This window comes from Streptomyces sp. NPDC057939 (genome assembly GCF_042887545.1).
In the GTDB taxonomy this organism is placed as follows: Bacteria; Actinomycetota; Actinomycetes; order Streptomycetales; family Streptomycetaceae; genus Streptomyces.
On sequence record NZ_JBHVPG010000002.1, the window covers coordinates 234,205 to 259,358 of the forward strand.

Below are 25,154 nucleotides of genomic sequence, written 5' to 3' on the forward strand. Positions count from 1 at the left end.
ACGGATGGTGAATCGGCATGCCTGAAACCGCGAGCACCACCGGGCCGGTCCTGCTGGGAGCAGCCCCGGACCTGCGCCCCGGCCCCGGTGGCGAAGTCGCCGCGCCGGGTACGGGAACGCCCCACGCGAACCGGTCGAAGATCGACATGCACCACCACTTCTGCGCGCCGGAGTGGCTCGACTGGGCGGTGCGCCACGAGCTGGTCGACCCGAAGCGGCTCCCGCCGTGGACGCGGCTCGACACCGACGCCGCCGTCGCCTTCATGGACCGCGCGGGGATCGTGACGGCCGTCCTCAAGCCCATGCTGCCCGCCCGCTACCACTCGTCGGCACAGCTGCGCGAGGCCATCAACATCACGCTCCGGTCGATGATCGAGGTGGCGACCTCCCACCCGGGACGGTTCTCCTTCTACGTCCCGCTCTTCCTCGACGACCAGGACGCGTCCTCGTGGGCGATCCGGCGCGGACTCGGGCAGCTCGGCGCCGTCGGCGTGAACGTGACGGCGAACTACGGGGGCGTCTACCTCGGGGACCCGTCCTACGACCGGGTGTTCTCCGAGCTGAACGAGTTCGGGGCGGTGGTCGACACCCACCCGCACAACCTGCCGGACGGCCCGCCCGGGCCGTCGACCGTTCCGGGGATCCCCAACTTCATGTGCGACTTCCTGCTGGACACCACCCGGGCGGCAGTGAACATGATCAGCAAGCGGACCCTGGACCGGTTCCCGGACATCTCGGTGATCCTGCCCCACGCGGGCGGCTTCCTGCCGTACATCGCGACGCGGCTCCAGGCGCTCGGACGGTTCTGCGACCCGCCCGTCGACCCGGGTGCCGTGCGCGACTACCTGGGCCGCTTCCACTACGACACCGCGGGGCCCATGGCGAGTGCGGCGACCCTCCTCGCGCACGTGCCCCCCGAGCGGATCCTGTTCGGCACCGACTGGCCGGCCGCGCCCGCGGACACCGTCACGGACCTGGCGTTGCCCGCCCTCGACGCCGATCCGGCGTTCACCCCGGAGCAGCTCCGGGGGATCTACCACGACAACGCGCTGCGCCTGATCCCGCAGCTCGCCACGGTCTGACGTCCGCCCACCCTTCGCCCCCCACCTCCGGAGCCGGTTCATGAGCACCGCCACCTCCCTCACGTCCCTGACGGGCGACTACGCGTTGGACCCGGTCCACAGCCGGATCGGGTTCGTCGCCCGGCACGCCATGGTCACCAAGGTCCGCGGCTCGTTCGACGAGTTCGAGGGCAAGGCCCACCTCGACGGCGGGGACCCCTCCAGGTCCTCGGTGTCCGTGACCATCAGTACGGCGAGCGTCGACACCCGCAACGAGCAGCGCGACGGCCACCTGCGCACCAACGACTTCCTCGACGCGCCGACCTTCCCGCACATCACCTTCGTGTCGACCGCGGTGGAACAGCTCGACGACACCACCTTCCGCGTCACCGGCGACCTCACCATCAAGGACGTCACCCGGTCGATCGACATCGACTTCGAGTTCCAGGGCAGTGCGACCGACCCGCAGGGCAACCTGCGCGTCGGTCTGGAGGGTTCCGTACCGATCAGCCGCAAGGACTACGGGATCACCTGGAACGCGGCGCTCGAAGGCGGCGGCGTCCTCGTCGGCGACAAGGTCGTGCTGGAGTTCGACGTATCGGCCGTCCGGCAGGCCTGACCGCCGCGCCGACGGCCGAGGGGCGTTCCCCGGCCGTCGGCGCGACCATGGGGGGTGTGGAGGAAGACGCGGCCTGCGGACCGGACCCGGCGACCGGCCGGGCGGTCGGGTGCGGCACGCCGTTGAAGGGGGTCGGTGCGACACGGGGCTGAGGCTGCCCGAGAGGGCGGGTACGGAATGCACGAGGAGCCACTGGCGGATCTGATCAGCCACGCCGCCCAGGACGCGGGCGGATGGCTCGGCGCCCTGCAGGTGGCCCTGCTGGCGACCAGCGGCGACGGGACGATCGTGCGCTGGAACCAGGGGGCGCAGCACTTGCTGGGCTACTTGCCGCCCCAGGTGCTGGGCCGGCACATCGCCGATCTGCTGCATCCGGGGGCCGACCGCAGCCTGGGCCGTTCCCTGTGGGAGACGGCGGCCGGCGGGCACGGGGTGATGGGGACCGTCACCGCGTGGCACCGTGACGGTCATCCGTTGGAGCTGGAGATCTGGGCCTGTCCCGTGCCCGACCGGCGGGACGGCGCCTCGGCGGTCCTCGTGTTCGCGGCCGACGCGCACGCCGCGCGCCGCATCAGGGGGTCGTCGGCCGTCTGGGACGGGCTCTTCGCGCGCTCGCCCGTCGGCATCGCCGTCCTCGACACCCAGCTGCGGTTCCTCCAGGTCAACCCGGCCCTGGAGGCGATGAACGGGTTGGCCGAGTCCGCACACGTGGGCCGGCGCCTCGCCGAGGTGCTGCCCGAGGTGAACGCGGGCGACATGGAGGACGCGATGCGCCGGGTCCTGGCGACGGGCGAACCCGTGCTGGACCGTCGCCGCACGGGCCGTACGCCGGCCGACCCGGAGCACGACCACGTGTGGTCGTGCTCGTACGTGCGCGTGGAGGATCCCGGTGGTCGGCCGATCGGCGTCATCGCGTCCCTCCTCGACATCACCGAGCAGCAGCGCGACCACACCGAGGCGGAGGCCGGGCGGCGCAGGCTCGCCCTGCTCAGTGAGGCCAGCGCCCGGATCGGCGCCAGCCTGGACCTGGAGCGCACGACCCAGGAGCTGGCCGATCTGGCCGTCCCGCACCTGGCCGACGCGGTCACCGTCGACGTGCTGGACGTACTGGCGAGGGGCCACGAGCCGGGCATGGGGCTGACCGGGGGCGTCGGCCTGCGGCGCCTGGGCAAGGCGCCGCTGACCGGGTCCGCGATCACCAACATCCTGGCCCCGCTCGGCAGGACCCTCACCTTCCCGGCGGCCGCCCCGTACACGCAGGCCCTCGGGGCCCGGCAGCCGTTCCTGGTGGCCCGGTTCGACGAGCGGTCCATCGCCCCCGCCGCGCGGCACTCCCCCAAGCCCGAGCAGCTGCTCAAGGCGGGCGTGCACTCCTTCATGATGGTGCCGCTGACGGCCCGGGACGTGGTCCTCGGGCTCGCCACCTTCTACCGCACCCGGCCGGTGGGGCCCTTCGGGTCGGACGACGTCACCCTCGCGGGTGAGCTCGCCGCCCGGACCGCCATCAGCATCGACAACGCGCGGCTGTACCGGCACGAGCACGAGACGGCGGTGGTCCTGCAACGCAGCATGCTGCCGCAGCACGTCTCCCCGCCCCTGGGCATCGAGACGGCCCACCGCTACCTCGCGGCCAGCGACGTCAACGAGGTGGGCGGGGACTGGTACGACGTCCTGCCGCTGAGCGGCGGGAGGGCCGCGCTCCTCATCGGTGACGTCATGGGCCACGGCATCGCCGCCGCGGCCGTCATGGGGCGGCTGTCGGCCACGGTCCGTGCGCTGGCGCGGCTCGACATGCAGCCGACGGCCCTGCTGCACCAGCTGGAGGCGACGCTCGCGGACCTCGCGGAGCCGATGCTGGCCACGTTCCTGTACCTGGTGTGCGATCCGGCCACCGGTCGTTGCAGCGTCACCCGGGCCGGGCACCCGCCACCGGCGGTGGCGGAGCCCGACGGCACCGTGTACCTGGTCGAGACCCCGCCCGGGGTGCCCCTGGGCGTGGGTGGCGTCGGCTTCACGACGACCGACTTCACCGTGCCGCTGGGCAGCCTCCTCGTCCTGTACACGGACGGCCTGGTCGAGGCCCGCAACCACGACATCGACGAGCGGCTGGGCGAGCTGACGCGGCTGCTCACCGAACCGGAGCAGCCGCTGGACCACCTGTGCGACACGCTGATCACCCATCTGGTGCCGGCCTCCGCCGACGACGACATCGCCCTCCTCGCCGCCCGCATCGGCACGGTCCCGCGGTCCACTCCGGGCTGACCGGCGGCCGGGCGGCGCGGTCAGCGGGTCGGGCGCACGCCGGTGAAGACGGTGCCGGCGGACAGCAGGAAGGCGTCGGGACGGCGCAGGATGCCGGCCTCCGACCCGGGGTCGGTCAGGACGCCGAGGGTCTTGCCGTCCTCGGGGTCCAGGGAGTCCGCCATCTTCTCCCGCAGTCGGCTCAGGTGGTCCTGCAGGAAGGCGCGGGCCGGCTCCGCCAGCGGGGCCGGGAGGTCGAGGAGCGTGGTGAAGGCGCCCACCGGGCCGAGGCCGGCGCGGCGGAGCATCGCCGGCCAGTCCTCGATCAGGGAGGCGCTGCCGGGCAGTTCGGCCCGCATGACGGAGAACCAGTACTCCAGGGCGGCGTCGAGGCGGGCCTGGAGACCCGGTGTGCCGAGGCCGATGTCGCGGGGCAGGAAGCGCATCGGCAGCCCGGCCTCCGCGACGGCGAGCACGCCGCCGGGCCGCAGCAGGGCCGCGAGCCCGTCGAGTGCCGCCTGCTGGTCACCGAGGTGGTGGACGGCCTTGCTGCTCCAGATGAGGTCGGCGGCGCCGAGGCCGTCGAGGCCTTCGGGCAGTTCCGCGTGGCGGACGGTGACCCGCCCGCCGAGCCCGAGCCGCTCGGCGCGGACCAGCGTGTGGTCGAGCAGTGCGGGGGTGGCGTCCACGGCGACGACCTCGGCCTCCGGGAAGGCCTCCGCGAGGACGCAGGTCATCACTCCGGGGCCGCTGCCGACGTCCAGGACGCGCCGGACCCGGGTCCCCGAGTCGGCGAGCAGCTCCCCGAGGCGGGCCGCCGTGCCGCGCAGGACCGGGAGCTGGATCTCCCCGTTGGTCTCCAGTTGGGCGGCCATGGCCGCCCAGTCGATGTCGGTGCCGTGGTCGTGACCGTGGGCATGGCCGTGGCCCCGGTCGGGGGCGTGGCCGGCGCCGTGGCCGTGCTGGTGGGTGGGTCCGGAAGCGCTGTGGGTGCTCATGTGCCGGAGCCTGCACCCAACTGGATCCCGACGGCAAATGTTGTTGCCGTTTCCGGGACGGAGGAGTGAAATGCCCTCATGGACACCCCAGCCCCCTACCGTGCGGTCCTCGACGAGGTCGCCCCCAGGCTCCGCCGGCTGCGCACCCAGCGCGGCCTCACCCTGGCCGCCCTCTCCGAGGAGACGGGCATCTCCAAGAGCACGCTGTCCCGGCTGGAGTCCGGGCAGCGCCGGCCGAGTCTGGAGCTGCTGCTCCCGCTCGCCTCCGCCTATCACGTACCGCTGGACGATCTGGTCGGCGCCCCGGAGGTCGGTGACCCGCGGGTGCGGTTGACGCCCCGCCCGCTGGCCAACGGCGGGACGGTCGTTCCGCTGACCCGCACCCCGGGCCCGCTCCAGGCCTACAAGATGCTCATCCCCGACCGGGGAAGCGAACCGGATCTGCGTACGCACGAGGGCTACGAGTGGCTGTACGTGCTCGACGGTCGGCTGCGGCTCGTCCTCGCCGAGCACGACCTGATCCTCGGGCCCGGCGAGGCCGCCGAATTCGACACCCGGCTCCCCCACTGGTTCAGCAGCGCGGACGGGAGGCCCGTGGAGGTCCTCAGCCTGTTCGGCCGGCAGGGGGAACGCATGCACGTGCGCGCGAAGCCGAGCGGCTGACGCCGGCGCCGGCGCCGGCCGGTCACGGGCCGACAGGCGGACCCGCCCGGGCCGACCGGCCGCCGCGGGACGCGCGGTTCACCAGCGCACGGGCAGCTCCCGCACTCCCCTGAGCAGCATGCCGGGCAGCCAGTCCGGCTCGGTCGCCGCGGTGTCTCGGGTGAGTCCGGGGAAGCGTGCCAGCAGGGAGCGCAGCGCGATGCGGCCCTCCATCCGGGCCAGCGGGGCGCCCAGACAGTGGTGCAGTCCGTGCCCGAAGGCGATGTGGCCGCGGGCGTCGCGGCGGATGTCGAACCGGTCCGGCTCGCGGAAGCGCGCGGGGTCGCGGTCGGCGTCGGCCATGGCGATGAGGACGGCCGAGCCGGCGGGGATCACCACCCCGCCCATCTCCACGTCCTCCAGGGCGAGTCGTTCGGTGCACGTCTCGACCGGGCCGTCGTAGCGGAGCATCTCCTCGATCGCCCCGTCCAACAGGCCCGGGTCGGCCCGGAGGTCGGCGAGCTGGTCGGGGTGCGCGAACAGGGCCCGCATGCCGTTGCCGATCATGTGGACCGTGGTCTCGTGGCCGGCGATCAGCAGGAGCAGGCTCATCCCGATGAGCTCGTCCGGCGAGAGCCTGTCCCCGCCCTCGTCGACGGTGTGGATGAGCCCGCTGAGCAGGTCGTCCCCGGGTGCGGCGCGTTTGGCTTCGATGAGGGAGACCAGGTAGCGGGGCATCTCCTCGTAGGCGGCGGCCTCGGCCTCGGGGCTGGTGCGGGCGACCATTTCGTTGGACCACGCGCCGAACGCGCCGCGGTCCAGTTCGGGGACGCCGAGCAGCTCGCACATGACGGTCATCGGCAGCGGGAAGGCGAAGGACGCCACCAGGTCGGCGCCGCGGCGCTCGTTCGCCTCCATGGCGTCGAGCAGTTCGTCGGCGATCTGCTGGATGCGCGGCGCGAGGGCCTCGATGCGGCGCGTCGTGAACTCCCGCGCCACCAGGCGGCGCAGCCGGGTGTGGTCCGGCGGGTCGGACATCAGCATGTGGGCGAGGCCCGGCTGGTCCTGGCCGGTGTTGATGATCTGGCTGATGTTCCCGGACCTGCGCCAGTCGCGGCTCAACCGCGGGTCGGTGAAGGCGGTGCGACAGGCATCGTGTCCGACGACCAGCCACATGTCCCTGCGGTCGGGCGTGTTGACGTGGTGGACCGGCCCGCGTCGGCGCAGGCGCGCGTAGACCGGGTAGGGGTCGCGGACGAAGTCCGGACTGAGATCCAGCAGGTCGACGACCGTGGGCTGGGATGACATTCCATTCCCCCTGAATCGAATGCGTGCCGATACCTGCGCGACTGCGCGGCATTCCCACAGTAGCCACGGCGTCGTTGCGCCTGTCGATCACCCCGTTGGCGTCGTCGCCCCCTCCCCGACGGGTGCGGGCTTCGTTCCCGTCGGGGTCAACCGCCCGCCCCGGTACGGCTCGGCGCCCGGTTGAGGAGCTCCATGCGCTGCTCCGCGAGGAGCAGGTGGTCGGGGTTCGGGTGGGGCAGGGAGCGCAGGAGGTCGAGGAGTTCGAGTCCGGCTCCGGTGGCCGTGTCCGGATCCTTGAGGCGGGTCCAGCAGTGGAGCGCCCCGGTGGCGGCGGCCCGGACCTCGGGTGCGTCGGCGGGCTGTCGGGCCAGGCGGGTGCGGCCCGCGGTGATCCACAGTCGGGTGGCGAGCGGGAAGTCGTCCGCCATCCGGGCGAGGTCGGCGCGGATCTCCAGCCATTCGAGTGCCTCGTCGGAGGTCGATCCGCGGGTCCGCAGGACGTGTTGTTCCCACTCCCGGGCGAGGTCGGCCGCCTCGGGGTGCCGGCCGGAGGTGGCCAGGGCGTGGATGCGGGCGCGCGGATCCCGCTCGGGGACGGGGAGGTCGGCCGCCGGTGACGGTTGCCTGCCCGGTACGGGGATGGCCGCCACCGGGCCGGTGGCGCGCGCCTCCGCCGCGGGCGGTCCGGCCGGCCGGGGGTGCGCGCCCAACGCGCGGGCGGTCGGCAGGACGAGGGAACCCGGCGGGAGGGCGGCGGCGCCCACCGCGAGGGCGTGCAGGCGGAGGTGGTCCGGCCGGGTGGGGTTGTTGTGGAGCTGGTCGATCCAGTTCCGTGTGTAGCCGCTCACCGTGTTGCCGCCGCCGACGGTTCCGGGCGGGCGGACCACGCCGTACACGTCGGCGGTGGGCGTCCCGGGCGGGCCGCCGTGCTCCTGGAGCAGCGGCCAGGCCACCTTGTCCGCCACGAGGTCGAGCAGCAGGGTCGTCGACCCGGGCGGCCGGTCGCGCAGTTCGCCACCGAGCCATTCCCAGGGCAGGGCGGTCCAGCGGACGGAGGCGTTGGTCGTGCCCGCCAGCGCGAGGTGGAGCCGGTGGGCGCGACGATCGACGGTCAACCGGCCGGACAGGTAGACGAACAGCGGGCCGGGGGTGGCCGCGGCCGTGCGCAGTCGCATCAGGACGGTGTTCGGATCCCGTACCCCGTCGAGGTAGGTGGTGTCCGCGGGGGCGTCGCTGTTCAGCAGGCCGGCGACGGGGACCACTCCCAGCGCCGCCAGGTTGGCGCTCGGCGCGACCTGGACGGCCCGTCGGCGCACGGCGGCGTCGCCCGCCACGAGAAGCACGTGTCCCCGCTGCCGCGGACCCTCGATCTGCATGCACGAAAGGTACTCGCGCCGCGGGCCGCACGGCGCCGCCGGGATGTCCCCCGGGTGGCGGATCAGTCGGTGTCGAGGCCGTCGACCAGTCGGTTCAGGAACCGTTCGAACGTGGCTCCGGGGGTGACGGGCCGGGCGGGCGCGTTCAGGACCTCGGCCAGTTCCGGGTGGTGGCCGTCGGCCGCGACGGCGGCCAGATAGCGGGCCTCCGCCGCCATCCGGTCGGGTGAGCCCGCCGCGGCCTCCTGCGCGAGTTCGTGCGCGACGTGCCCGGACACGAAACCGGTGAGCTGGGCGAAGACTTCCAGTCGCGCCGCCGCGTCGAGCCCGGTGGGGCGCAGCGCGGCGAGTGCGTGTTCCAGGAAGGCGAGGGCGTGGGGGCCGAGCGAGCGGCGGCCGTGCAGGGCCGCGGGCAGCCAGGGATGACGGAGCATCAGTGCGCGCTGGAGGTGGGCGATGGCCTTCAGGTCGGCGCGCCAGTCGCCGCTGGGCGGCCCCGGGGCGGGTAGTTCCGCGTTGACCCGGTCGGCCATCAGGTCGAGCAGGGTCTCCTTGTCCGGGGCGTAGCTGTACAGCGACATGACGCCGGCGCCGACCTCGGCCGCGACGCGGCGCATGGTGACGGCGTCGATGCCCTCGGCGTCCGCCAGGGTGACGGCCGCCTCTGTGATCGCCTCGCGGGTGAAGGCGGGCCTGCGTCCCCTGCGGGGCTTCTCGGGGCTCAGCCAGAGCTGTCCGGGGTCGACTCGGTCGGCGCCGCCGGGTGCGTCCTTCGCGGTCACGGTGCTGGTGTTCCTTCCTTCCGCGCCGGGGCTCCTGTCGCTTCCCATCCAAGCATCCTCTATTCTCGTACCACGTACGAGAATGATGGAGGGGAACTGATGACACCTGCCCACGACACCCCGCCCAGGACGACCTGGACGCCGCCCGCCGGCAAGCCGCCGCTGTCCGCACGCCTGATGAGGGCCGGCTGGCGCCGGCTCCCGGACCCCCTCCACGAGGTCGGCCTGGAGCGGGGGCTCGCCGTCCCGGCCGCCGACGGCAGCCCGCTCGTCACGGACCACTACTTCCCGCGCACCCAGGGCGACTTCCCGACCCTCCTCGTCCGTTCGCCCTACGGCAGGGGTCTGCCGTGGGGCCCCCAGTACGGCATGCTCTTCGCCGAACAGGGCTTCCACGTGGTCCTGCAGAGCTGTCGGGGGACGGGCGGCTCGGGCGGCTCGTTCGACCTCTGGCGCAACGAGGCCGCCGACGGCCGGGCTGCCGTCGCGTGGCTGCGGGAGCAACCCTGGTTCGACGGGACCCTCGGCACCATCGGCCCCAGCTACCTCGGCTACACGCAGTGGGCACTGGCCGTGGAACCGCCGCCGGAGCTGAAGGCGATGGTCGTACAGCTCGGCCTGCACGACCCCCGGGCCCTGTTCCACGCGGGCGGCGTCCTCCACCTGGAGCACGCCCTCCTCGTCGGCACCGCCATCACCCACCAGCACCGGGGCACGATGCCGTTCCTGAGGGCGACGCTGCGCCTACGGCGCCTCCTGCGCGGCCTCACCCCCACCGCCCCGCCGCCGGACTCGTACGCGGTCGCGCTCGGCGACGCACCCGCCTGGCTGGACGAGGCCATCGCGCACCCGGACCCGGACGACGCCTACTGGAGCGGCGCGTCCACCGCGGCCGCCGCCGCGCCGGCGGGCGTGCCCACCGCGCTGATCACCGGCTGGTACGACACCCTCGCCGACCAGACCTTCGAGCAGTACGCCCGGCTACGACGCGCGGGCGGCCCCGACAGCTCGCTCCTCGTCGGACCCTGGACCCACGCCTCCGCCCTCGGGAAGGGCTGGCCCGAGGTGTTCGCGGAGAGCCTCGCCTGGCTGCGCGCCCACCTGTGCTCCGACCCCTCCGGCCTGCGGCCCACAGCGGTACGGGTCCACGTGGGGGGCCGGGACACCTGGCGCGACCTCGCCGACTGGCCGCCGCCCCGCACCGCCCGCCCCTGGTTCCCCGCGCCGGACGGTCACCTGATCCGGCAGGCCCCCGACGGCGGCGCGCCGCTCGCCTCCTTCACGTACGACCCCGCGGATCCGACCCCGTCCGTCGGCGGCCCGCTGCTGTCCCTCGGCGCCGGGCCGCGCGACAACACCGCCCTGGAGGCCCGCGGCGACGTCCTGACGTTCACCGGGCCGCCGCTCGCGGAGCCCCTCGACGTACTGGGCCCGGTCCTCGCCCGGCTGAGCCTCTCCGTCGACGGCGGACGCGCGGAGGTCTTCACGCGCCTGTGCGACGTGGACCCCCGGGGTCGCTCCACGAACGTCTGCGACGGACCCGCCGCGCCGAGGAGCGACGGGGCGGCGCCCGCACGGGTCACCGCCGCGATGGGCCACACCGCGTACCGCTTCGCCGCCGGTCACCGCATCCGCTGGCAGATCAGCGCCGCCCCCCACCCCCGCTTCGCCCCCGCCCCGGACCCGGCGGACGGGCCCGCCGGCGGCGTCGCGGCCGGGCCGGTGCGGATCACCGTCCACGCCGACTCGGCGCTGGTGCTCCCCGACGGCCCTCCCGGCGACGTGGTCACCGACACCCCCCGGGGTGCCGTAGGGTTGGGTTCACCGACGCGGGGTGGAGCAGCTCGGTAGCTCGCTGGGCTCATAACCCAGAGGTCGCAGGTTCAAATCCTGTCCCCGCTACTGCCCGGGAGGGGCTCGGATCCGTTCGGATCCGGGCCCCTCCCGTTTTTCGTGGCCGGTGCGGTGCTCCTGGCGGCGATCAGGCCGGCCGCCCCCAGCATGAGGACGGCCCACACCGCGGGCGTCCACGGCGACGTACTGCCCGCGAGTTCCGGGGACACCCGGCGCCGGGGGTCGTGGGCGACCTCGATCTCCGCGCCCCGTGCCGGTGGGGTCCCGTCACCCTTCAGTTCGTCGGGGTAGCCCCCGGGGCAGTCCAGGTCGAGGCGATGGACGGTCTTGGCGGGCGGCGCGCCCTCTCCGTACGCCCCCTGCACCCGACTGTGGACCTCCCGCACGACGCAGACGGCGATCTCCGCCCGGGCGGCGGCCCGGTCGGCCGTCGTCACGGTCAGCAGCAGGCCCACCGCCAGGAACAGCGCCCCGAAGAGCGCCCCGCCGCCCCGGACCCGTACGAAGTAGCACGCGCAGGCCGCTCCGCACAGCACCGCCCCGACGGCGACGGCCACCGCGGGCGACGGCGAGCCGGGTCCCGCGAAGCACCAATGCGCCCAGCCGTACAGCGCCGCCGCGGCGACGACCGGCAGCGCCGCCGTCGGCCGCCACCACCCGTTCCCCTCCCCCACCCGCACCACCCCCGGCAGTGGGGACGCCGTCCGGCCCCCGGTGGTTGCCGTACTCCCGTGCGTCCCCGGCGCCGACCCGACGGCTGTGACGGGCTACTGGATGCCCCAGCGGTGCGGGTGGTCGGGATCGGCGGGGCAGGCGAAGACGTTGAGTTCGCCCGTGCGGCCCACGGTGACCTCGGTCGGCAGGGCGAAGGGGTGCGGGGGCAGGCCCTCCTCCTCCAGGGGTCTCCAACTGCCGCTTCCGCCGTCCCACTCCGTGCTGTCGACCGTCAGTAGCAGGCGCATCGGCGTGGCGCAGGTCGGGCAGTCCATCGGGTACGGGTCGGTGGCGTGCCAGGAGGCGAAGCCGCCGACCCGCCAGCCCGGTGGGATCGACAGGTCGTACTGGTAACCCACCGGCGCCGCGGCGTCCTCGTCCGCCGATTCCTGGGCCTCGTCCTCCCGGGCCTCCTCCCAGGCGTCGATCCGGTCGGACAGGCCCTCGGGAAGGAGACCGATGTACTGGTACGTGGCCACCTGCTCCGGATGGAGTACGCACGGCTCCGGCACGTACCCGTCATGGCCGACGACCTGCGGCCGCGGCGGCGCCGTCAGCACGTCGGTGACCTCCCACGACCGGCGCCGGCGAAGGTCGAGCAGCATGCCGGAACCGGTCGGGCCGTGTGTGTCGAACGGGCACCAGAACACCTGGAGCAGATCGCTGTCGTCCGGCCAGGCCGGCAGGTCCGGGACGTCCCTCCGGTACAGCTGGGCGAGGGCGATCAGCGGCAACGGACCGGCTTCCGCGTCCTTCTCGACGCGATGCCGTCGGCCGAGTTCCGCGAGCAGCGGCCGTTCCTCGTCCGTGGGGCCGGGGTTCGGTTCCCGGCTCCACGCGGCGGCCAGTAGGTGCCGTCGCCGGTGGATGTCCGCCGGGCGCCAACCGGACGCATGGCGGTGGGGCTCGGTGCAGACCGGCCAGGGTTCGTCCGCGGGCCACAGCAGCGGACCGCCCACGGAACTCTCCGTCACGTCCGGTCGCCCCTGGCGTGGGTGGAGCCGGGTGGTGGTGCCCCGGTGGGCCTTCAGCTCGGGGAAGAGCGCCTCGACATCGAGCGGGCGCGGCGGTGTGGTCCTGGACATGCCCGTCACTGTAGGCAGCCCCACGGGCGCACTCGCCGTCGGCCCTCGATCCGGTCGTGGACCGGAGCTCCGGTCCGGTTCGGCGTCACGTTCGAGCTGCGTTCACGGAAGCCGGGGCGCGGTCCGCCTACTTGCCGTTCGCGTCCACCTCCTCGGCGGGGCAGACGGTGTTCCCGCCCTTGCCCGCGTTCCCCGCGGGCAGTTGCCCCGTCAGCATGAACCGGTCGACGTGCTGCCTCACGCAGGCGGAGTGGGGGTAGCCGGTGTGGCCGTGGCCCCGGTAGTCGACGATGACGGCCGAGCCGAGCCGGCGGGCCATCTCCTCGGTCCAGGAGTACGGGGTCGCGGGGTCGTTGCGGACTCCGACGAGGAGCATCGGCGGGGCTCCGGGGTGGTCGATGTCCGCGACGAACCGGTCCGCCGGGGGTTGGCCGTGGCAGAGTTCGGTCTCCCGGAGCTCGCCGCGTCCGAAGATCGGGGAGGCCTTCCGGAACACGGGCAGCAGGGTGTCGAACTTGTGCTGGACCGCTTCGGCGTCGCCGGCTCCGCGGTCGGTGTAGTCGGCGCAGTTCACCACCGTCAGTGCGGCGCCCTCGTTGTCCGGCTCGGGCTCGGCGAATTCCGCCGGGACCGTGAGGTCCCCGGTCCGCTCCAGCATGCCCAGGCCGCGCGCCAGGTCGGGCCAGTCACCGGTCCCGTACAGCCCGTTCTCGATGGCCAGGGCCAGCGACTGCCCGGTGAACTCCTTGCCGGCCGCTGTCCGCAGTGGGGTCCCGTCCAACCGGTCCACCAGCCGTTCGGTCTTCTCCACGGCCTTTCCCGGGTCCATGCCCGCGAATACGCAGCCGGGTTGGCCGGTGCACCAGGTGACGAACCCCTCGAAGGCGAGCTGCTGGCCCTTCGTGACCTCCAGGGCCTGTTCGGTCAGCGGTTCGGAGAGCGTGTCGACCCCGTCGAGCGTCATCCGACCGACGTGCCGAGGGAACAGCGCCGCGTAGACGGCGCCGATCCGCGTGCCGTACGACGCCCCCACGTAGTTGAGTTTCGGCTCGCCCAGCGCCGCACGCAGGACGTCCATGTCGCGGGCGACGTCCACCGTGCCGACGTGGCGCAGGATCGGACCGGTACGGCTCTCGCAGGCGCGGTTCGCGGCCTCGGTGGCGTTCAGCAGTTCGGTGGCGGCCATGTACTCGATTCCCACGAGCGGCAGGGCGCCGCCGCAGCTGATGGGGGAGCTCCGGGCGATGCCCCGGGGGTCGAAGCCGACCATGTCGTAGGACCGGGCGAGGTCCTTCCAGCGGGCGAAACGCACGGCCGTGCCCTCGGCGCCGCTCACACCCGGACCGCCGTAGTTGAGCACCACCGAGCCCAGCCGGTGCGGTCCGGTGGCCGGTATGCGGGACAGGGCGAGTTCGATGGTGCCCCGGGCGGGGTTCGCGTGGTCGAGGGGAACCGTGAGGTTCCCGCACCGCATGACGGCCGGGTAGGAGGCCGGGCACGGACCCCAGACGATCGTCTGCTGGTGGGACGCGGCGAGCCGGGGATCGTCCGGGGCCGTTGCGGGCGCGGTGACGCCCAGCGTGGACACGGCGGTCAGGGCTGCGGCACGGAGGAGGGTCGTGCATCGCATGGCACGCTCCGAGGGATGTGCCCCTCTTCCACCATAGGTGGAAGAGGCGGAGCCGGCGCGTCCGGGACGGGGACGGGATCCCCGCCGGGGCGGGCCGCCGGTTGCGGCCGGGCGAACGAAACGCCGGTCGGCCGGCGTTTCGTCGGGTGGGGGATCAGGCTGTCGGTGACAGCAGCGTGCTCTCCCGTCCCGCTGAACCCGAGTGGGGTGCACTGCCGTCGGGGCCCTCCGCGGGGGGCGCCGGGGCGGTGCTGCCCGCGACGATGAGGGCGAGCAGGACCGCGGCGGCCTCGCTCTGCAGGATCCGGGCCGCCTGCCCCAGGCGCAGCGGGTCCGGTACCGGAATGGACAGGGCCACGCACTCCGCGTTGGGGCCGGCCGTGATGGGGACGGCCGCGCACACGGTGCCGAGCGCGTACTCCTGGAGGTCGAGGAGGGGGGCGTTGGGCGGACGGGCGTCGAGCTGGTGGAAGAGGGCCTCCGGACCGGTGAGGGTGTGCGCGGTGAAGCGGGCCATCCGGTGGCGGGCCAGGTGGTCCCTGCGGTCGGCCTCGCCGAGCTGGGCGAGGAGCGCCTTGCCGACCGCCGAGGCGTGCGCGGCGGCACGGAAGTCGACCCACTCCTCCACCAGGGGTGCGGCCGGGCCGTCGGCGTACTGGACGATGGAGACCTCGCCGTCGGCGTAGCGGGCGACGTAGACGGCGGCGCCGACGGCGTCCCGGACCCAGGCGAGGGTTTCCCGCAGGCGTCCCCTGCCTTCCCCGGGCGTGGCGCCGCTGACCGTGCCGGTCAGCAGCAGGGCGTCACCGGCGGCGTAGGCGTCCGGTCCGACCTCGGTGGCCAGGTCGGCCCTGATCAGCTGCTCCATCGCGCGGGCCAGGAGCAGTTGGGGCAGTTGCGTCGCCCGGGCGATCTGGGTGAGGCCGACGCCGCCCGAGTGACGGTTGATCACTTCCAGCACGCGCAGGGCCTGGTGGACGGATTCCAGCGGGGCCGACGAAGCGGACCGGGCCGCCTCGGTGACCGTACGGGCGACGGTCGCGACCGCGGTCCCCGGCCGGCCGGCGGGCTCCCGGGAGCGGGCGCGCGCCTGCTCGCTCAGGTGCCGGGGGTCGAGCCGGGCGTACTGGGCGACGGCCACGGCGATGTGCCGGCCGGGGGTGAACACGTCCCCGAGGTCGGGGTGTTCCTCGGCGGCCCGCGCCGTGACGGCTTGGCGCAGCCGGCCGGGGAGCCGGTAGGGGGGCCGTCCGCAACGGCCGGGACCGCGGGCGAGGCCGGTGAGGTCCTGGGTGGTGATGGGCGGTGAGGTCCAGATGACGGAGGCGCCGAGGGCTTCTTCGAGGTCCTCCGGGACCGGGGGCAGCGGGGGCAGGTGCTCGTCGGGGGGTAGGGCCTGGGCCTGTTGTTTCCAGTGGCGGGCGGTACGGACCTCGGCGCGGGCCAGGTGGTGCAGGTGGAGGCAACGCGCGGCGGTCCGCGAGCCCGCTCCGGCCGCGTACTGGAACCAGAACCGGGCACCCTCCGACCGGTCGGCGAGGTGCAGGAGGCTGCCGAACAGCAGCGCGGAGTCCTCTCCGTGGGGCCAGGAATCGGCGGCCAGGGCGAGTTCGGCGAAGTCCCGGCTCTCGACGAGGGCCCAGGTGAGGTCGTCCAGGGCGCGGGCCGCCCTGACGTGGCAGGCGGCGTCCAGGACCAGGTCGTCCAGCGCGGTCTGCGCGGCGGGGCGGCGGGGAGGTGGTGCGGCAGTGCCGCAGACCGTACCGGCGGGCGGCCGGGAGCGGTCGGCGGCCACCCGGCGGGCGATGCGGCGCCGGGCGGCGCCCTCGTCGTATCCCGCGTACTCCTCCACGAGCACCAACGCGTCCTTCAGGGCCGCGTCCAGCTCGCACAGCGCCATGTCACGGTCACGGTCACGGGGCATGTCGCTCACTGCACCTTCTCCTCTCCGGGGATCCAGTCCACCCCGAGCTTGCGGGACAGGGTTCGTCGGGCGCCGCGGATATGCGAACGGACCGTCGCCGGCGAGATCCCCATCATCCGGGCGACCGTGTCGGATTCGTTGCCCAGCAGGAAGGACAGCAGGACCACGTCGTACTCCCGCTCGGACAGTTCGGCGATCGCCGCGTACAGGCCGAGCTTGGACTCCAGCAGTTCCAGGCGTTCGCGTGAGGTCCTGCGCAGCGCGGCGAACCAGGCCGTCTCCACCATCGCCACCGGGCGGGCGAGGACGGCCAGCCGGCGTTCAACGTGTTCGCGAAGGACCGCCCAGGCGAAGCCGTGGAGGCCGGCCTCGCGCAGCGCCTGGTCCCACACCTTCAGCAGGAAGGTGAACACGTCGTCGACGACCTCTTCGGCCATCTTCGCGTTGCCCAGTTGCAGGTGGGCGTAGCGCAGGTAGGTGCGGTGCTGCTGGGAGTGGAAGGCGGTGAACTCCACGGGCAGGACGCCCGCCAACTCGCTGGAGACCGCCTGGTCCCCCGACGGGTCGAACTCTCCTTCGCTCATGCGCTCCCCCACGGTTGCAGTCCCGCTCCCGGCGCGGGCCTGGGCGCCGGGAGCGGATCGGTTGTGCGAACACGGACCGCGGTGGCGACTATCGGGGCGAGGGCGACCATCTCGACGACATTCACGTGACGTGAAACCTCCCAAGTGGTGTGTGCGCGACGGCGTGCCCGCCCCCTGCTCGGCAGCCGCGGGGGCGCGGTGCGCCCTCAACACCCACCTCATCGAAGAACGGGCCCGATCGTGCAGGCCGGTCCCCCGAAATCTGCGGGAAGTGGCGCACACGCCTCCTTCCGCGCCCCTCACCCTCCCGCGCACGCCCCCTCTTACGAGCCCGGGGAGGTGCCGTCAGAGGGTGGGTGCCTCGGGGGCGGCGGGCCGGCCTGCGAGGGTGAACGAGTGACCGGCGGGGTCGCTGAACAGGCGGGTGTCGTGCGGGCCGTCCTCGACGTCGGTGGCGATCGGGCGGGCGCCGAGGGACACCGCCTCGCGTTCGGCCTCGTCGAGGTCGGCGGGGTCCACCAGGATCCTCAGGTGTGCCTGCTGAGAGTCCTCGGGTCGCGGCCAGCTCGGCGGGGCGTAACCGTGGTCCCGGCGCACGGCGAGCCGCACCCCGGCGGCGCCGATGACCTCGACGATGTCGGGGGTGTCACCCATCCGTACGTCGGCGTCGAGGAGTTGGGCGTAGAAGAGCGCCAGGGCCTGGGGCTCGGCGCAGTCCAGTACGAGAACGCTCGTCTTCTTGACCGTCATGGGCCGCGCCTACCCGCCGCGCCCGCCGGCATGCGGTACGGGGCGGGTGGCGGACGATCGCCTCGATCGGTGATGAACCGTCAATGTGGTTCGACGGCAACGTTGTTGAGGGAGGGGACGTCGGCGGCGCCCTGTGCCAGGCTCTCGCGCAGCCGGGTGAGGCGCTCGATCTCGGCGTCCAGGACCGCGAGCCGCCGGGCGACGACCGTGGAGTTCCCGGTGTCGGGTTCGGTGGCGCCGCATGACGGCTGCGGGTCGGCGTCGAGCAGGTGGAGGCGGTGGGCGCGGTCGCGCAGGTCCTCGACGGTGAGGCCGAGAGCCAGCAGGCGCCGTACGACGCGGACCCGCGCGACCTCGGCCGGGCCGTACTCCCGCTGCCCGGCGGCCGTCCGTGCCGGGGGCGGGAGCAGCCCCCGCTGTTCGTAGAACCGCAGCGCCCTCGGCGTCGTCCCGGCCGCCGCGGCCGCCTCGCCGATCCGCATTCCGTACCGTCCTCCCGCGTCGTGGCGTCGAAGTCCGTCGGGTCGGAAGCCCTTCGGGGTCGGTGCGACGCCACCGCCTAGGGTTCCACCACGACGGCGCCGAAGTGCCGGCCTTCGATCAACTCCTGCAACGCCCGGGGAGCCCGTTCGATGCCCGGGATCCGGGTGTGGGGGAAGGAGATCTCGCCGGAGCGCAGCCAGTCGCCGAAGCGGCTGTTCCATTCCCGTTGCACGTCGGGGTGGTCGGCCCCGCTGTAGCCCTGGAGCGAGATGCCCTTGACGACCATGCGGAAGGTGTCGATCTCGGCCGGTGCGCTGCCCCCCGCCCGTCGCGGCGACAGCTGCCCCGAGAGTGTGCCGACGAGGGCGACGCGCGCGCCGTGCCGGGCGGCGCCGAGCGCCGCGGTGAGCTGCTCGCCGCCGACGGTGTCCAGTACGGCGTCGATGCCGTCGGGGGCGGCCTCGGCCAGTTGCGCGTCGAAGGGACGGGCGCCCCGGAGCAGGACGGCGTCGTAGCCCAGTTCGGAGACGAGGCGCTCGGCCTTGGCGGGCGACCCGGTGGTGCCGATCACCTTGGCGGCGCCCAGCAGCCGTGCGATCCGGCCCGCGAGGGAGCCGACGGCTCCGGCGGCCCCGGTCACGAGGACGACGTCGCCGGGGCGGATCCGGGCGAGGCGGGTCAGGGCGCCGTAGGCGACGGAGCCCTGGGCCAGGTGCGCGACCGGTTGGGGCAGTTCGTCGCCCAGCGGGGTGCACGCGGTGTCGGGAACCAGGGCGTGGTCCCGCCAGCCGAACATGTGGCTGACGGCGGTGCCCGGAGCCAAGGCGCTGCCGGGCGGAGCTGCGACGACCTCGCCGACGGCGGGTCCGAACAGGGCGTCGCCGGGGCGCAGCAGCGGGAGCGGCAGGCCGTCGGTTTCGCCACCGATGAGGGTGCGCAGGCCGGGGAAGACCAGGAAGTGGCTGTTCCTGACGACCACTTGCCCCTCTACGGGGTGGGGCAGCGGGATCTGTGCCAGGGCGAAGTGCTTCTGCTCCGGCAGCCCTTCGGGGATGGCGGCGAGGCGGACCTCGCGGCCGGTGCGGGGCAGGACGGTGGCGGGCATGCGGTCTCCCGGACGGGTTCGGGGCGGTGGCCGGGCGGTGGCGCGGCCTGGGTGCGGTGACGCTAACCCCTGACCCGCGGGTCAGGGTCAAGGCGCCGCACCCAGGACGCGCCCGGGAGAACCCCCGTGACCGGTCAGCGTTCGGACAGCTCCGAGGGGGCTTCCTGGACCACCCAGCCGTTGCCGTCGGGGTCCTCGAAGGTCAGGAAGGAGTTCCAGGTCGCGCCCCTGCCGTCCTCCCAGCCCGTCTCCCCGACGTGGCGGACCGGGGAGACGACGACGCCGCGGGCGACCAGTTCCGCACGGGCCGCTTCGATGTCGGTGACGCACACCTGAAGCCCGTGCAGGGTGCCGGGGGCCATCTGTCGGGTACCGGGGGCCGCGGGCATGCCTTGCAGCATGGCGATCGAACAGCGCGATCCGGGCGGTGTCAGCTGGATGATGCGCATGCCGGGCGCGACCTCGTCGTCGAGGTCGACCTTGAACCCGACCTTGTCCGCGTAGAACTCCTTCGCTCGGTCCATGTCGGTGACGGGGATCGGTACGACTTCGAGCGTCCAGTTCATGGAGGGTCTCCTCGGGAAACGCCGGCGGGTCGGTCCGGGCCGGTGGCCCGGGTGCCGGGGGCGGTTCCACGGTGTCCCACGATCGCCCCGCGCGCACGCCGCAACGCCGCCGGCGCGGCCGGTGTTCTCCCTGCGGGAGCGGAAGGGACGGATCGTGGTGAACGCCTGTCGCAGGAGCAGGCGTTGCGCCCAACGGCTCAGCTCGCGGGGACCGGTCGGCGGAGCAGGTAGACACCGGCGGTGGCGACCAGGACCGCCATGCAGGCGATGAACACCAGCCCAGCGCCCTCCAGGCCCATCGGACCCGTGAGGAGGCCCACGCCGATCACCGGGACGGAGATGCCCGTGTACGCCACCACGAACAGGGTCGAGATCACCGCCGCGCGCCGGTCCGCGGGGGACGCCGCGGCCACGGCGGACAGGGCCCCGCGGAAGGCCAGGCCCTGCCCGGCCCCGCCGACGAGCGCGCTGAGCACCACGAGGGACAACTGGTCCCACCACAGCGCGCCCGCGAGGAGCGCGAGCCCGGCGAGCAGGCCGGCGCAGCCCAGCGGCAGGGAACGCCCCACGCCGACCCGGCCGACCGCGAGCTGTCCGGCGGTCGAGGCGAAGAAGGCCAGGGCGACGACGAGCCCGCTGACGGCGCGGTTGTGGACGTCCAGGGATTCCGCGAGGAACGCCGGACTGACCGAGGTGAACACCCCGAACAGGGCGAACCCCACGAACGCGGCGATGGCGGCGGGCCCGAAGACCGCCCGCACCCCTGAGGGCAGGGCGGGTCGTTGGGGACGTACGGTGCTCAGCGGGCGCCGCTCCCGCACGGTCTCCGGGAGCCGCAGCAGGACGGCCGCGGACACCGCCACCAGGGCGAGGTGGACGACGAAGGGCAGTTGGAGGGGCCGGGGCGCGTACTGCGCGAGGATCCCCGCGAGGAGCGGACCGCAGCCCAGGCCGCCCATGTTGGCGGCGGTCGCGACGAGCGTGGCCCGGGAGGAGCCGTCCCCGGGGGACAGCTCCATCACGTACGCGGTCGCGGCCCCGGTGAACAGGCCCGCGGACAGGCCCGACAGCAGCCGTCCGGCGTACAGCCAGCCCATCGCGTCGGCGCACAGGAAGCAGACGGCGCTCGCGGCGGCGAAGCCGAGGCCCGCCAGCAGGACCGGACGTCTGCCGACCGCGTCGGAGGCGTTGCCCGCGAGCAGCAGGACGCCGATGACGCCGAAGGCGTAGACGGCGTAGACGACGGTCACCACCAGCTCGGAGAAGCCGAACTTCTCCTGGTAGAGGCCGTAGAGGGGGGTCGGCAGCGTGGTGCCGGCCATGCACACGGCGAACACCGCCCCGGCGAGCACGCACTGACGCCATCTCCGACGATCACCGTCCATGCCGCCGACGGTATCCCCGGCCCGCCGTCCCGGCCGGGCACGTCGCGCCCGGCGCGTCGGGAGGTGCGCTGCGGCGGCCCGACGGGGCACCAGGACGGACCGCACCGGCGCCCGGACGGCGCGGTCGTGCGGGCTCCGTGCGGGGTGCCGGTACCGCGGCGATCGAGGTGGCGGCGTTCGGGGCGTCCGCGTTCGGGGGTAGCGGCCTTCGGGGTGGCGGCGTTCGGGGCGCCGCGGAAAATGCCGTGCCGGGTGGGCGTCCGGGTGCCTACACTCGCCGTGCGCGCCGCCGATTCGGGCATGGCGCGCCCGACGCCGAACGAAGAGAAGGGGAACCGGGCCATGTGCACGTACCGCACCGCCGCCTTCGTTCCCCCGTCCCGTTACGACGTGATCCCGGTGTCTCGCACCGTGCGGTGCCGGCCGCGCGGCCGGCACCGTATGCCCGTGACACACCTCTAGGCTCCGACCTCCGTCCTTCCCGTTCCTCCCGCTCCGCCCTGCCGGGTTCCGTCCCGGCCCGGGCCGGGGCGCCGGGGACGGGGCACGCGGGTGGGTCCGCAGATGTCCGGGAATCGCGCCGATCCCTCATCTCCTCGTTCGAAAGGCCTCGGGCCATGCGCACCGACCGGCGTTCCACCGTCCCCTTCTCCCCCGCCCTCACGACCCTGCGCAACCTCGGGATCCTCGCCCACGTCGACGCGGGCAAGACCACCGTCACCGAGCGGATCCTGTTCAGGACCGGCGCGGTCCACAAGCAGGGCGAGGTCCACCGGGGCACCACCGTCACCGACTACGACCCCCAGGAACGCGACCGCGGCATCACCATCTTCGCCGCGGCCGTGAGCTGCGCCTGGGAGGGGCACCGCATCAACCTGATCGACACGCCCGGTCACGTCGACTTCGCCGACGAGGTCGAGCGGTCCCTGCGGGTCCTGGACGGGGCGGTCGCCGTGTTCGACGCCGTCGCGGGCGTCGAACCGCAGAGCGAGTCGGTGTGGCGGCAGGCCGACCGTCACGGTGTGCCCCGGATCGCGTTCGTCAACAAGCTGGACCGGGCGGGCGCCGACCTCGACGCGGCGGTCGCCTCGATCCGTGACCGGCTCGGCGCGGTACCGCTCGTGGTCCAGCTGCCCGTCGGGCGGGAGGACGGTTTCCGGGGCGTCGTGGACCTCGTCCGGATGCGGGCCCTGATCTGGCACGAGGGCGACGACACGTACCGCACCGAGCCCGTGCTCGAACCGCTGCGGGAGGAGGCGCTGCGGCGCCGCCGGCTCCTGGAGGAGACGGTCGCCGAACTGGATCCGCAGGCCTTGGAGGAGTTCTGCGCGGAATCCGCGCTGAGCGCGACGACCCTGGTCCGCGCCCTGCGGGGACTGACGCTGCGGCGCGAGGCCGTGGTGGTGCTCTGCGGTTCGGCGTACCGCAACCGCGGGATCGAACCGCTGCTGGACGCGGTCGTGGCCTATCTGCCGTCCCCGGCGGACATGCCGCCGGTGCGCGGCACGGCGGACGGGGGCGGGGTGGAGCGGGCGCCGGATCCGGCGGCGCCGTTCGCGGCCCTCGCCTTCAAGGTGACGGCCACGGCGACGGGGCGGCTCACCTACCTGCGGGTCTACGCGGGGACCCTGCGCAAGGGCGCGTCCGTACTGGATCCCGGTACGGGCCGCATGGAACGCGTCGGGCGGATCCTGCGGGTGCAGGCCGACCGGCACGAGGAGAAGGAGGAGGCGGTGGCCGGTGACATCGTCGCCGTGATCGGTCCGAAGACGGCCCGCGCGGGTACGACCCTGTGCGCGCCGAACGCGCCCGTACTCCTGGAACCGCCCACGGTGGCGGATCCGGTGGTGTCGGTGGCGGTGGAGGCGCGGCGCGCCGTCGACACGGGGCGGCTCGCCGTGGCGCTGGCGCGGCTGGCGGAGGAGGATCCTTCGCTGGTGGTGCGGTCGGACGCGGAAACCGGTCAGACGGTGCTGTCGGGGTTGGGCGAGCTGCACCTGGAGGTCGCGGTGGAGAAGCTCCGCAGCGGGCACGGGGTGGAGGTGGCCGTCGGTCAACCGCAGGTCTCCTACCGGGAGACCGTCGTGCGCGGGGTGGCCGGTCTGGTCCACCGGCACGTCAAACAGGACGGTGGCGCGGGCCAGTTCGCGCACGTCGTCATCGACGTGGAGCCGTTGGGGGAACCCGGTTTCGAGTTCCGGTCGACGGTCGTCGGTGGCCGTGTGCCGCAGGAGTACGCGCGCGCCGTGGAGGCGGGCTGCCGGGACGCCCTCACCGAGGGTCCGTTGGGCGGTTTCCCTGTGACGGGGCTGCGGGTCACCCTCACCGACGGGGCGACCCATTCCAAGGACTCCTCGGAGATGGCGTTCCGGGCCGCGGGTCGCTTCGCCCTGCGCGAGGCGCTGCGGGCGAGCACCGTGGAACTGTTGGAGCCGGTCGTGGAGGTGACGGTGACCGTTCCGGAGGAGGGTGTCGGCGGCGTCCTCGGTGACCTCGCGGCCCGGCGTGGCCGGGTCAGCGGGTCCACGGCCGGCGCGGGGACCGCGGTGATCACGGCGACGGTGCCGTTGGCCGAGCTCTTCGGGTACTCGTCCCGCTTGCGGGGCCGGACCCAGGGCCGGGGCACCTTCACCACCCGGCCCACGGGGCTCGCGCCGGTCCCGTCGTCGGTCGCGGGCACGCTCCTGAGCCGCTAGCGGCGGGCGCCGGAGCCCCGTCCCCCCAGGTCCGGGGGTGGCGGGGCTCCGGTTTCCGGGCGCCCGGCGCCGGTCCTCGGGCGCCCGGCGCCGGTTTCAGACCACGCCACGATCGTGGAACACGACCTCGGGCCGGCTCGTCGAGGGGCCGTCCAGCAGGGTGGCCGGGCGGCCCTTGAGGTGGGTGTCGGCGAAGGCGGTGACGTACGTGCGCAGGAGGGCGTCGCAGCGGTCGCCGTCGAGGGGCTGGAGCCGGATGCCGAGCTGCTTGCCGATGGACGCCATGTCACCGAAGGAGGTGTGCTCGGTGCCGTCGATGGTCAGCCAGCGCTTCCAGCCCGTCAGTTCGGTCCAGGTCTCGTCCCAGGTGCGGTCGGGGCCGCCTGGCACGTGGCTGGGCTTGCCGAGCATCAGGAACGGGCGGTCCAGGGGGACGTCGTTGGGGAAGCGGAAGTTTCCGTCCATGTTGACGCCCGCCTTGACGCGCGGGTCGTCCAGCATGGTCGGGATCGCGCTGAAGCCCCCGGCGGAGTGCCCGACCATGGCGATCCGACCGGTGTCGATGAGCCGGCCGCCCTTCCACTTCGGGTGTCGGCCGGTGAGCTCGTCCAGTACGAAGGAGACGTCCTGCGCGCGGACGGCGCCGACGCGCGGGTAGTCCGGGTTGCCGCAGGTCGTGCAGGAGGTGGTGCGGCCGTCGGGGAAGGTGGTTCCGGCGGCTTCGTGGTTGTGGCCGATGCCCGCGACGACGTAACCGCGGGAGGCGAGTTCCTCCGCGAGGCCCGTGAGGGTGGCGCGCGGCATGCCGAAGCCGGGTGACAGGACGACCAGCGGCAGTGCGCCGCGCGCGGTGACGGGTTGGGCGTCGACCGTCGCGTGGGTGACCACGGTGGTCAGCACCTCGGAGGCCACTTCCTCGGGTACGGCGGCCCGGTTGGCCTCGACGTACTTCCGGGATTCCTCGGCCGTCATGTAAGGGGCGGGCGTGCGCGAGGGCTTCTTCGCCGGATACCAGACCGACACCATCAGTTCCCGACGTTCCTGCGGCACCCAGGGGTCGGCCCGGTCCTCGTCCGTCAGGTGGACGGTGGTCATGCCCACCGGTTGTCCGCCGGTCGGCGCGTTGAGCGCCGGAGCGGCCGGCGGGACGGTCGCGGGGGTGGTTCCGGCCTGCGCCGAATCCGCCCGCGCCGTACCGGTCATCAGCAGGGTGGCCGCAGCAACGGCCAGTAGGGCGCGCCTCATTGGTGTTCTCACTGTCCTCATGGGTGTCCTCGTCACGACGTGCCGCCGCGGGCGGGTGGCCGCGGTCGGCGATCCGATGACCCCGATGCTAGGAACGGATCGCGCC

The 25,154-nt window shown here is 73.8% G+C and carries 20 protein-coding genes, 1 tRNA gene and 1 pseudogene; 7 read left to right on the forward strand and 15 right to left on the reverse strand.

The annotated features are described in order from the left end of the window. Window positions 1–17 precede the first annotated feature (17 nt). The 3 genes from ACFVS6_RS03350 (at window position 18) to ACFVS6_RS03360 (ending at window position 3,942) form a co-directional block, all read left to right on the forward strand. Entirely contained in the window at window positions 18–1,082 is a 1,065-nt protein-coding gene (locus ACFVS6_RS03350; RefSeq protein ID WP_389700248.1) for an amidohydrolase family protein, read from the forward strand. A gap of 40 nt (window positions 1,083–1,122) precedes the next feature. After that, window positions 1,123–1,680, forward strand: a complete 558-nt coding sequence (locus ACFVS6_RS03355) for a YceI family protein (RefSeq protein WP_389700249.1) — start codon at window positions 1,123–1,125, stop codon at window positions 1,678–1,680. Window positions 1,681–1,857: 177 nt separating this feature from the next. Beyond that, a complete protein-coding gene (locus ACFVS6_RS03360; protein WP_389700250.1) occupies window positions 1,858–3,942 on the forward strand; it encodes a SpoIIE family protein phosphatase in 2,085 nt (694 codons plus the stop codon). 20 nt (window positions 3,943–3,962) lie between these two features. Here ACFVS6_RS03360 and ACFVS6_RS03365 read toward each other — a convergent pair whose 3' ends face one another. After that, window positions 3,963–4,919: a class I SAM-dependent methyltransferase gene (locus tag ACFVS6_RS03365; RefSeq protein ID WP_389700251.1), complete on the reverse strand. Its 957-nt coding sequence runs from the start codon at window positions 4,917–4,919 to the stop codon at window positions 3,963–3,965. A 78-nt stretch (window positions 4,920–4,997) separates the two neighbouring features. Between ACFVS6_RS03365 and ACFVS6_RS03370 the strand changes: the two genes are divergently transcribed. After that, complete coding sequence (locus tag ACFVS6_RS03370; protein WP_389700252.1) at window positions 4,998–5,582, forward strand: helix-turn-helix domain-containing protein; 585 nt, start codon at window positions 4,998–5,000, stop codon at window positions 5,580–5,582. 78 nt (window positions 5,583–5,660) lie between these two features. On the opposite strand, the gene ACFVS6_RS03375 is transcribed toward ACFVS6_RS03370, so the two are convergent. From ACFVS6_RS03375 to ACFVS6_RS03385, 3 genes are all read right to left on the reverse strand, one after another. Continuing rightward, entirely contained in the window at window positions 5,661–6,869 is a 1,209-nt protein-coding gene (locus tag ACFVS6_RS03375; RefSeq protein ID WP_389700253.1) for a cytochrome P450, read from the reverse strand. A gap of 146 nt (window positions 6,870–7,015) precedes the next feature. Next, window positions 7,016–8,245 carry a hypothetical protein gene (locus tag ACFVS6_RS03380; protein ID WP_389700254.1) on the reverse strand — a complete coding sequence of 410 codons (1,230 nt, stop codon included), beginning with the start codon at window positions 8,243–8,245 and terminating at the stop codon, window positions 7,016–7,018. Between the two features lie 62 nt (window positions 8,246–8,307). Next, on the reverse strand, window positions 8,308–9,075 hold the full coding sequence (locus tag ACFVS6_RS03385; RefSeq protein WP_389700255.1) for a TetR/AcrR family transcriptional regulator: 768 nt from the start codon (window positions 9,073–9,075) through the stop codon (window positions 8,308–8,310). Between the two features lie 51 nt (window positions 9,076–9,126). Here ACFVS6_RS03385 and ACFVS6_RS03390 point away from each other — a divergent pair, with 51 nt between their 5' ends. Next, on the forward strand, window positions 9,127–10,878 hold the full coding sequence (locus ACFVS6_RS03390; protein WP_389700256.1) for a CocE/NonD family hydrolase: 1,752 nt from the start codon (window positions 9,127–9,129) through the stop codon (window positions 10,876–10,878). Beyond that, window positions 10,856–10,929: transfer RNA gene (locus ACFVS6_RS03395), tRNA-Met, on the forward strand. The genes ACFVS6_RS03390 and ACFVS6_RS03395 overlap by 23 nt, the downstream gene beginning before the upstream one ends. On the opposite strand, the gene ACFVS6_RS03400 is transcribed toward ACFVS6_RS03395, so the two are convergent. From ACFVS6_RS03400 to ACFVS6_RS03445, 10 genes and pseudogenes are all read right to left on the reverse strand, one after another. Next, the gene (locus ACFVS6_RS03400) at window positions 10,911–11,555 is read right to left on the reverse strand and encodes a hypothetical protein (protein ID WP_389700257.1); all 645 of its coding nucleotides are present in this window, start codon (window positions 11,553–11,555) and stop codon (window positions 10,911–10,913) included. The two genes, ACFVS6_RS03395 and ACFVS6_RS03400, sit on opposite strands and share 19 nt — an antisense overlap. Window positions 11,556–11,648: 93 nt before the next feature. Then, window positions 11,649–12,680, reverse strand: coding sequence for a hypothetical protein (locus ACFVS6_RS03405; protein ID WP_389700258.1), 1,032 nt, complete (start codon window positions 12,678–12,680; stop codon window positions 11,649–11,651). A gap of 127 nt (window positions 12,681–12,807) precedes the next feature. After that, complete coding sequence (locus ACFVS6_RS03410) at window positions 12,808–14,310, reverse strand: alpha/beta hydrolase (RefSeq protein ID WP_389700259.1); 1,503 nt, start codon at window positions 14,308–14,310, stop codon at window positions 12,808–12,810. Between the two features lie 259 nt (window positions 14,311–14,569). Beyond that, window positions 14,570–15,298 (reverse strand): annotated as a pseudogene (locus tag ACFVS6_RS03415) (IclR family transcriptional regulator); the annotation flags it as partial. 941 nt (window positions 15,299–16,239) lie between these two features. Beyond that, window positions 16,240–16,818, reverse strand: a complete 579-nt coding sequence (locus tag ACFVS6_RS03420) for a sigma-70 family RNA polymerase sigma factor (RefSeq protein ID WP_389700260.1) — start codon at window positions 16,816–16,818, stop codon at window positions 16,240–16,242. Window positions 16,819–17,163: 345 nt separating this feature from the next. Beyond that, entirely contained in the window at window positions 17,164–17,568 is a 405-nt protein-coding gene (locus ACFVS6_RS03425) for a VOC family protein (protein ID WP_389700261.1), read from the reverse strand. An 80-nt stretch (window positions 17,569–17,648) separates the two neighbouring features. Further along, a complete protein-coding gene (locus tag ACFVS6_RS03430) occupies window positions 17,649–18,050 on the reverse strand; it encodes a MerR family transcriptional regulator (RefSeq protein ID WP_389700262.1) in 402 nt (133 codons plus the stop codon). 77 nt (window positions 18,051–18,127) lie between these two features. Next, the gene (locus tag ACFVS6_RS03435; RefSeq protein ID WP_389700263.1) at window positions 18,128–19,156 is read right to left on the reverse strand and encodes an MDR family NADP-dependent oxidoreductase; all 1,029 of its coding nucleotides are present in this window, start codon (window positions 19,154–19,156) and stop codon (window positions 18,128–18,130) included. A 134-nt stretch (window positions 19,157–19,290) separates the two neighbouring features. Next, window positions 19,291–19,722 carry a VOC family protein gene (locus tag ACFVS6_RS03440; RefSeq protein WP_389700264.1) on the reverse strand — a complete coding sequence of 144 codons (432 nt, stop codon included), beginning with the start codon at window positions 19,720–19,722 and terminating at the stop codon, window positions 19,291–19,293. A gap of 197 nt (window positions 19,723–19,919) precedes the next feature. Beyond that, on the reverse strand, window positions 19,920–21,107 hold the full coding sequence (locus ACFVS6_RS03445) for an MFS transporter (RefSeq protein ID WP_389700265.1): 1,188 nt from the start codon (window positions 21,105–21,107) through the stop codon (window positions 19,920–19,922). A 617-nt stretch (window positions 21,108–21,724) separates the two neighbouring features. Between ACFVS6_RS03445 and fusA the strand changes: the two genes are divergently transcribed. Then, entirely contained in the window at window positions 21,725–23,803 is a 2,079-nt protein-coding gene (gene fusA, locus ACFVS6_RS03450; RefSeq protein ID WP_389700266.1) for an elongation factor G, read from the forward strand. Between the two features lie 96 nt (window positions 23,804–23,899). Here fusA and ACFVS6_RS03455 read toward each other — a convergent pair whose 3' ends face one another. Beyond that, on the reverse strand, window positions 23,900–25,048 hold the full coding sequence (locus tag ACFVS6_RS03455) for an alpha/beta hydrolase family protein (RefSeq protein ID WP_389700267.1): 1,149 nt from the start codon (window positions 25,046–25,048) through the stop codon (window positions 23,900–23,902). Window positions 25,049–25,154: the final 106 nt, after the last annotated feature.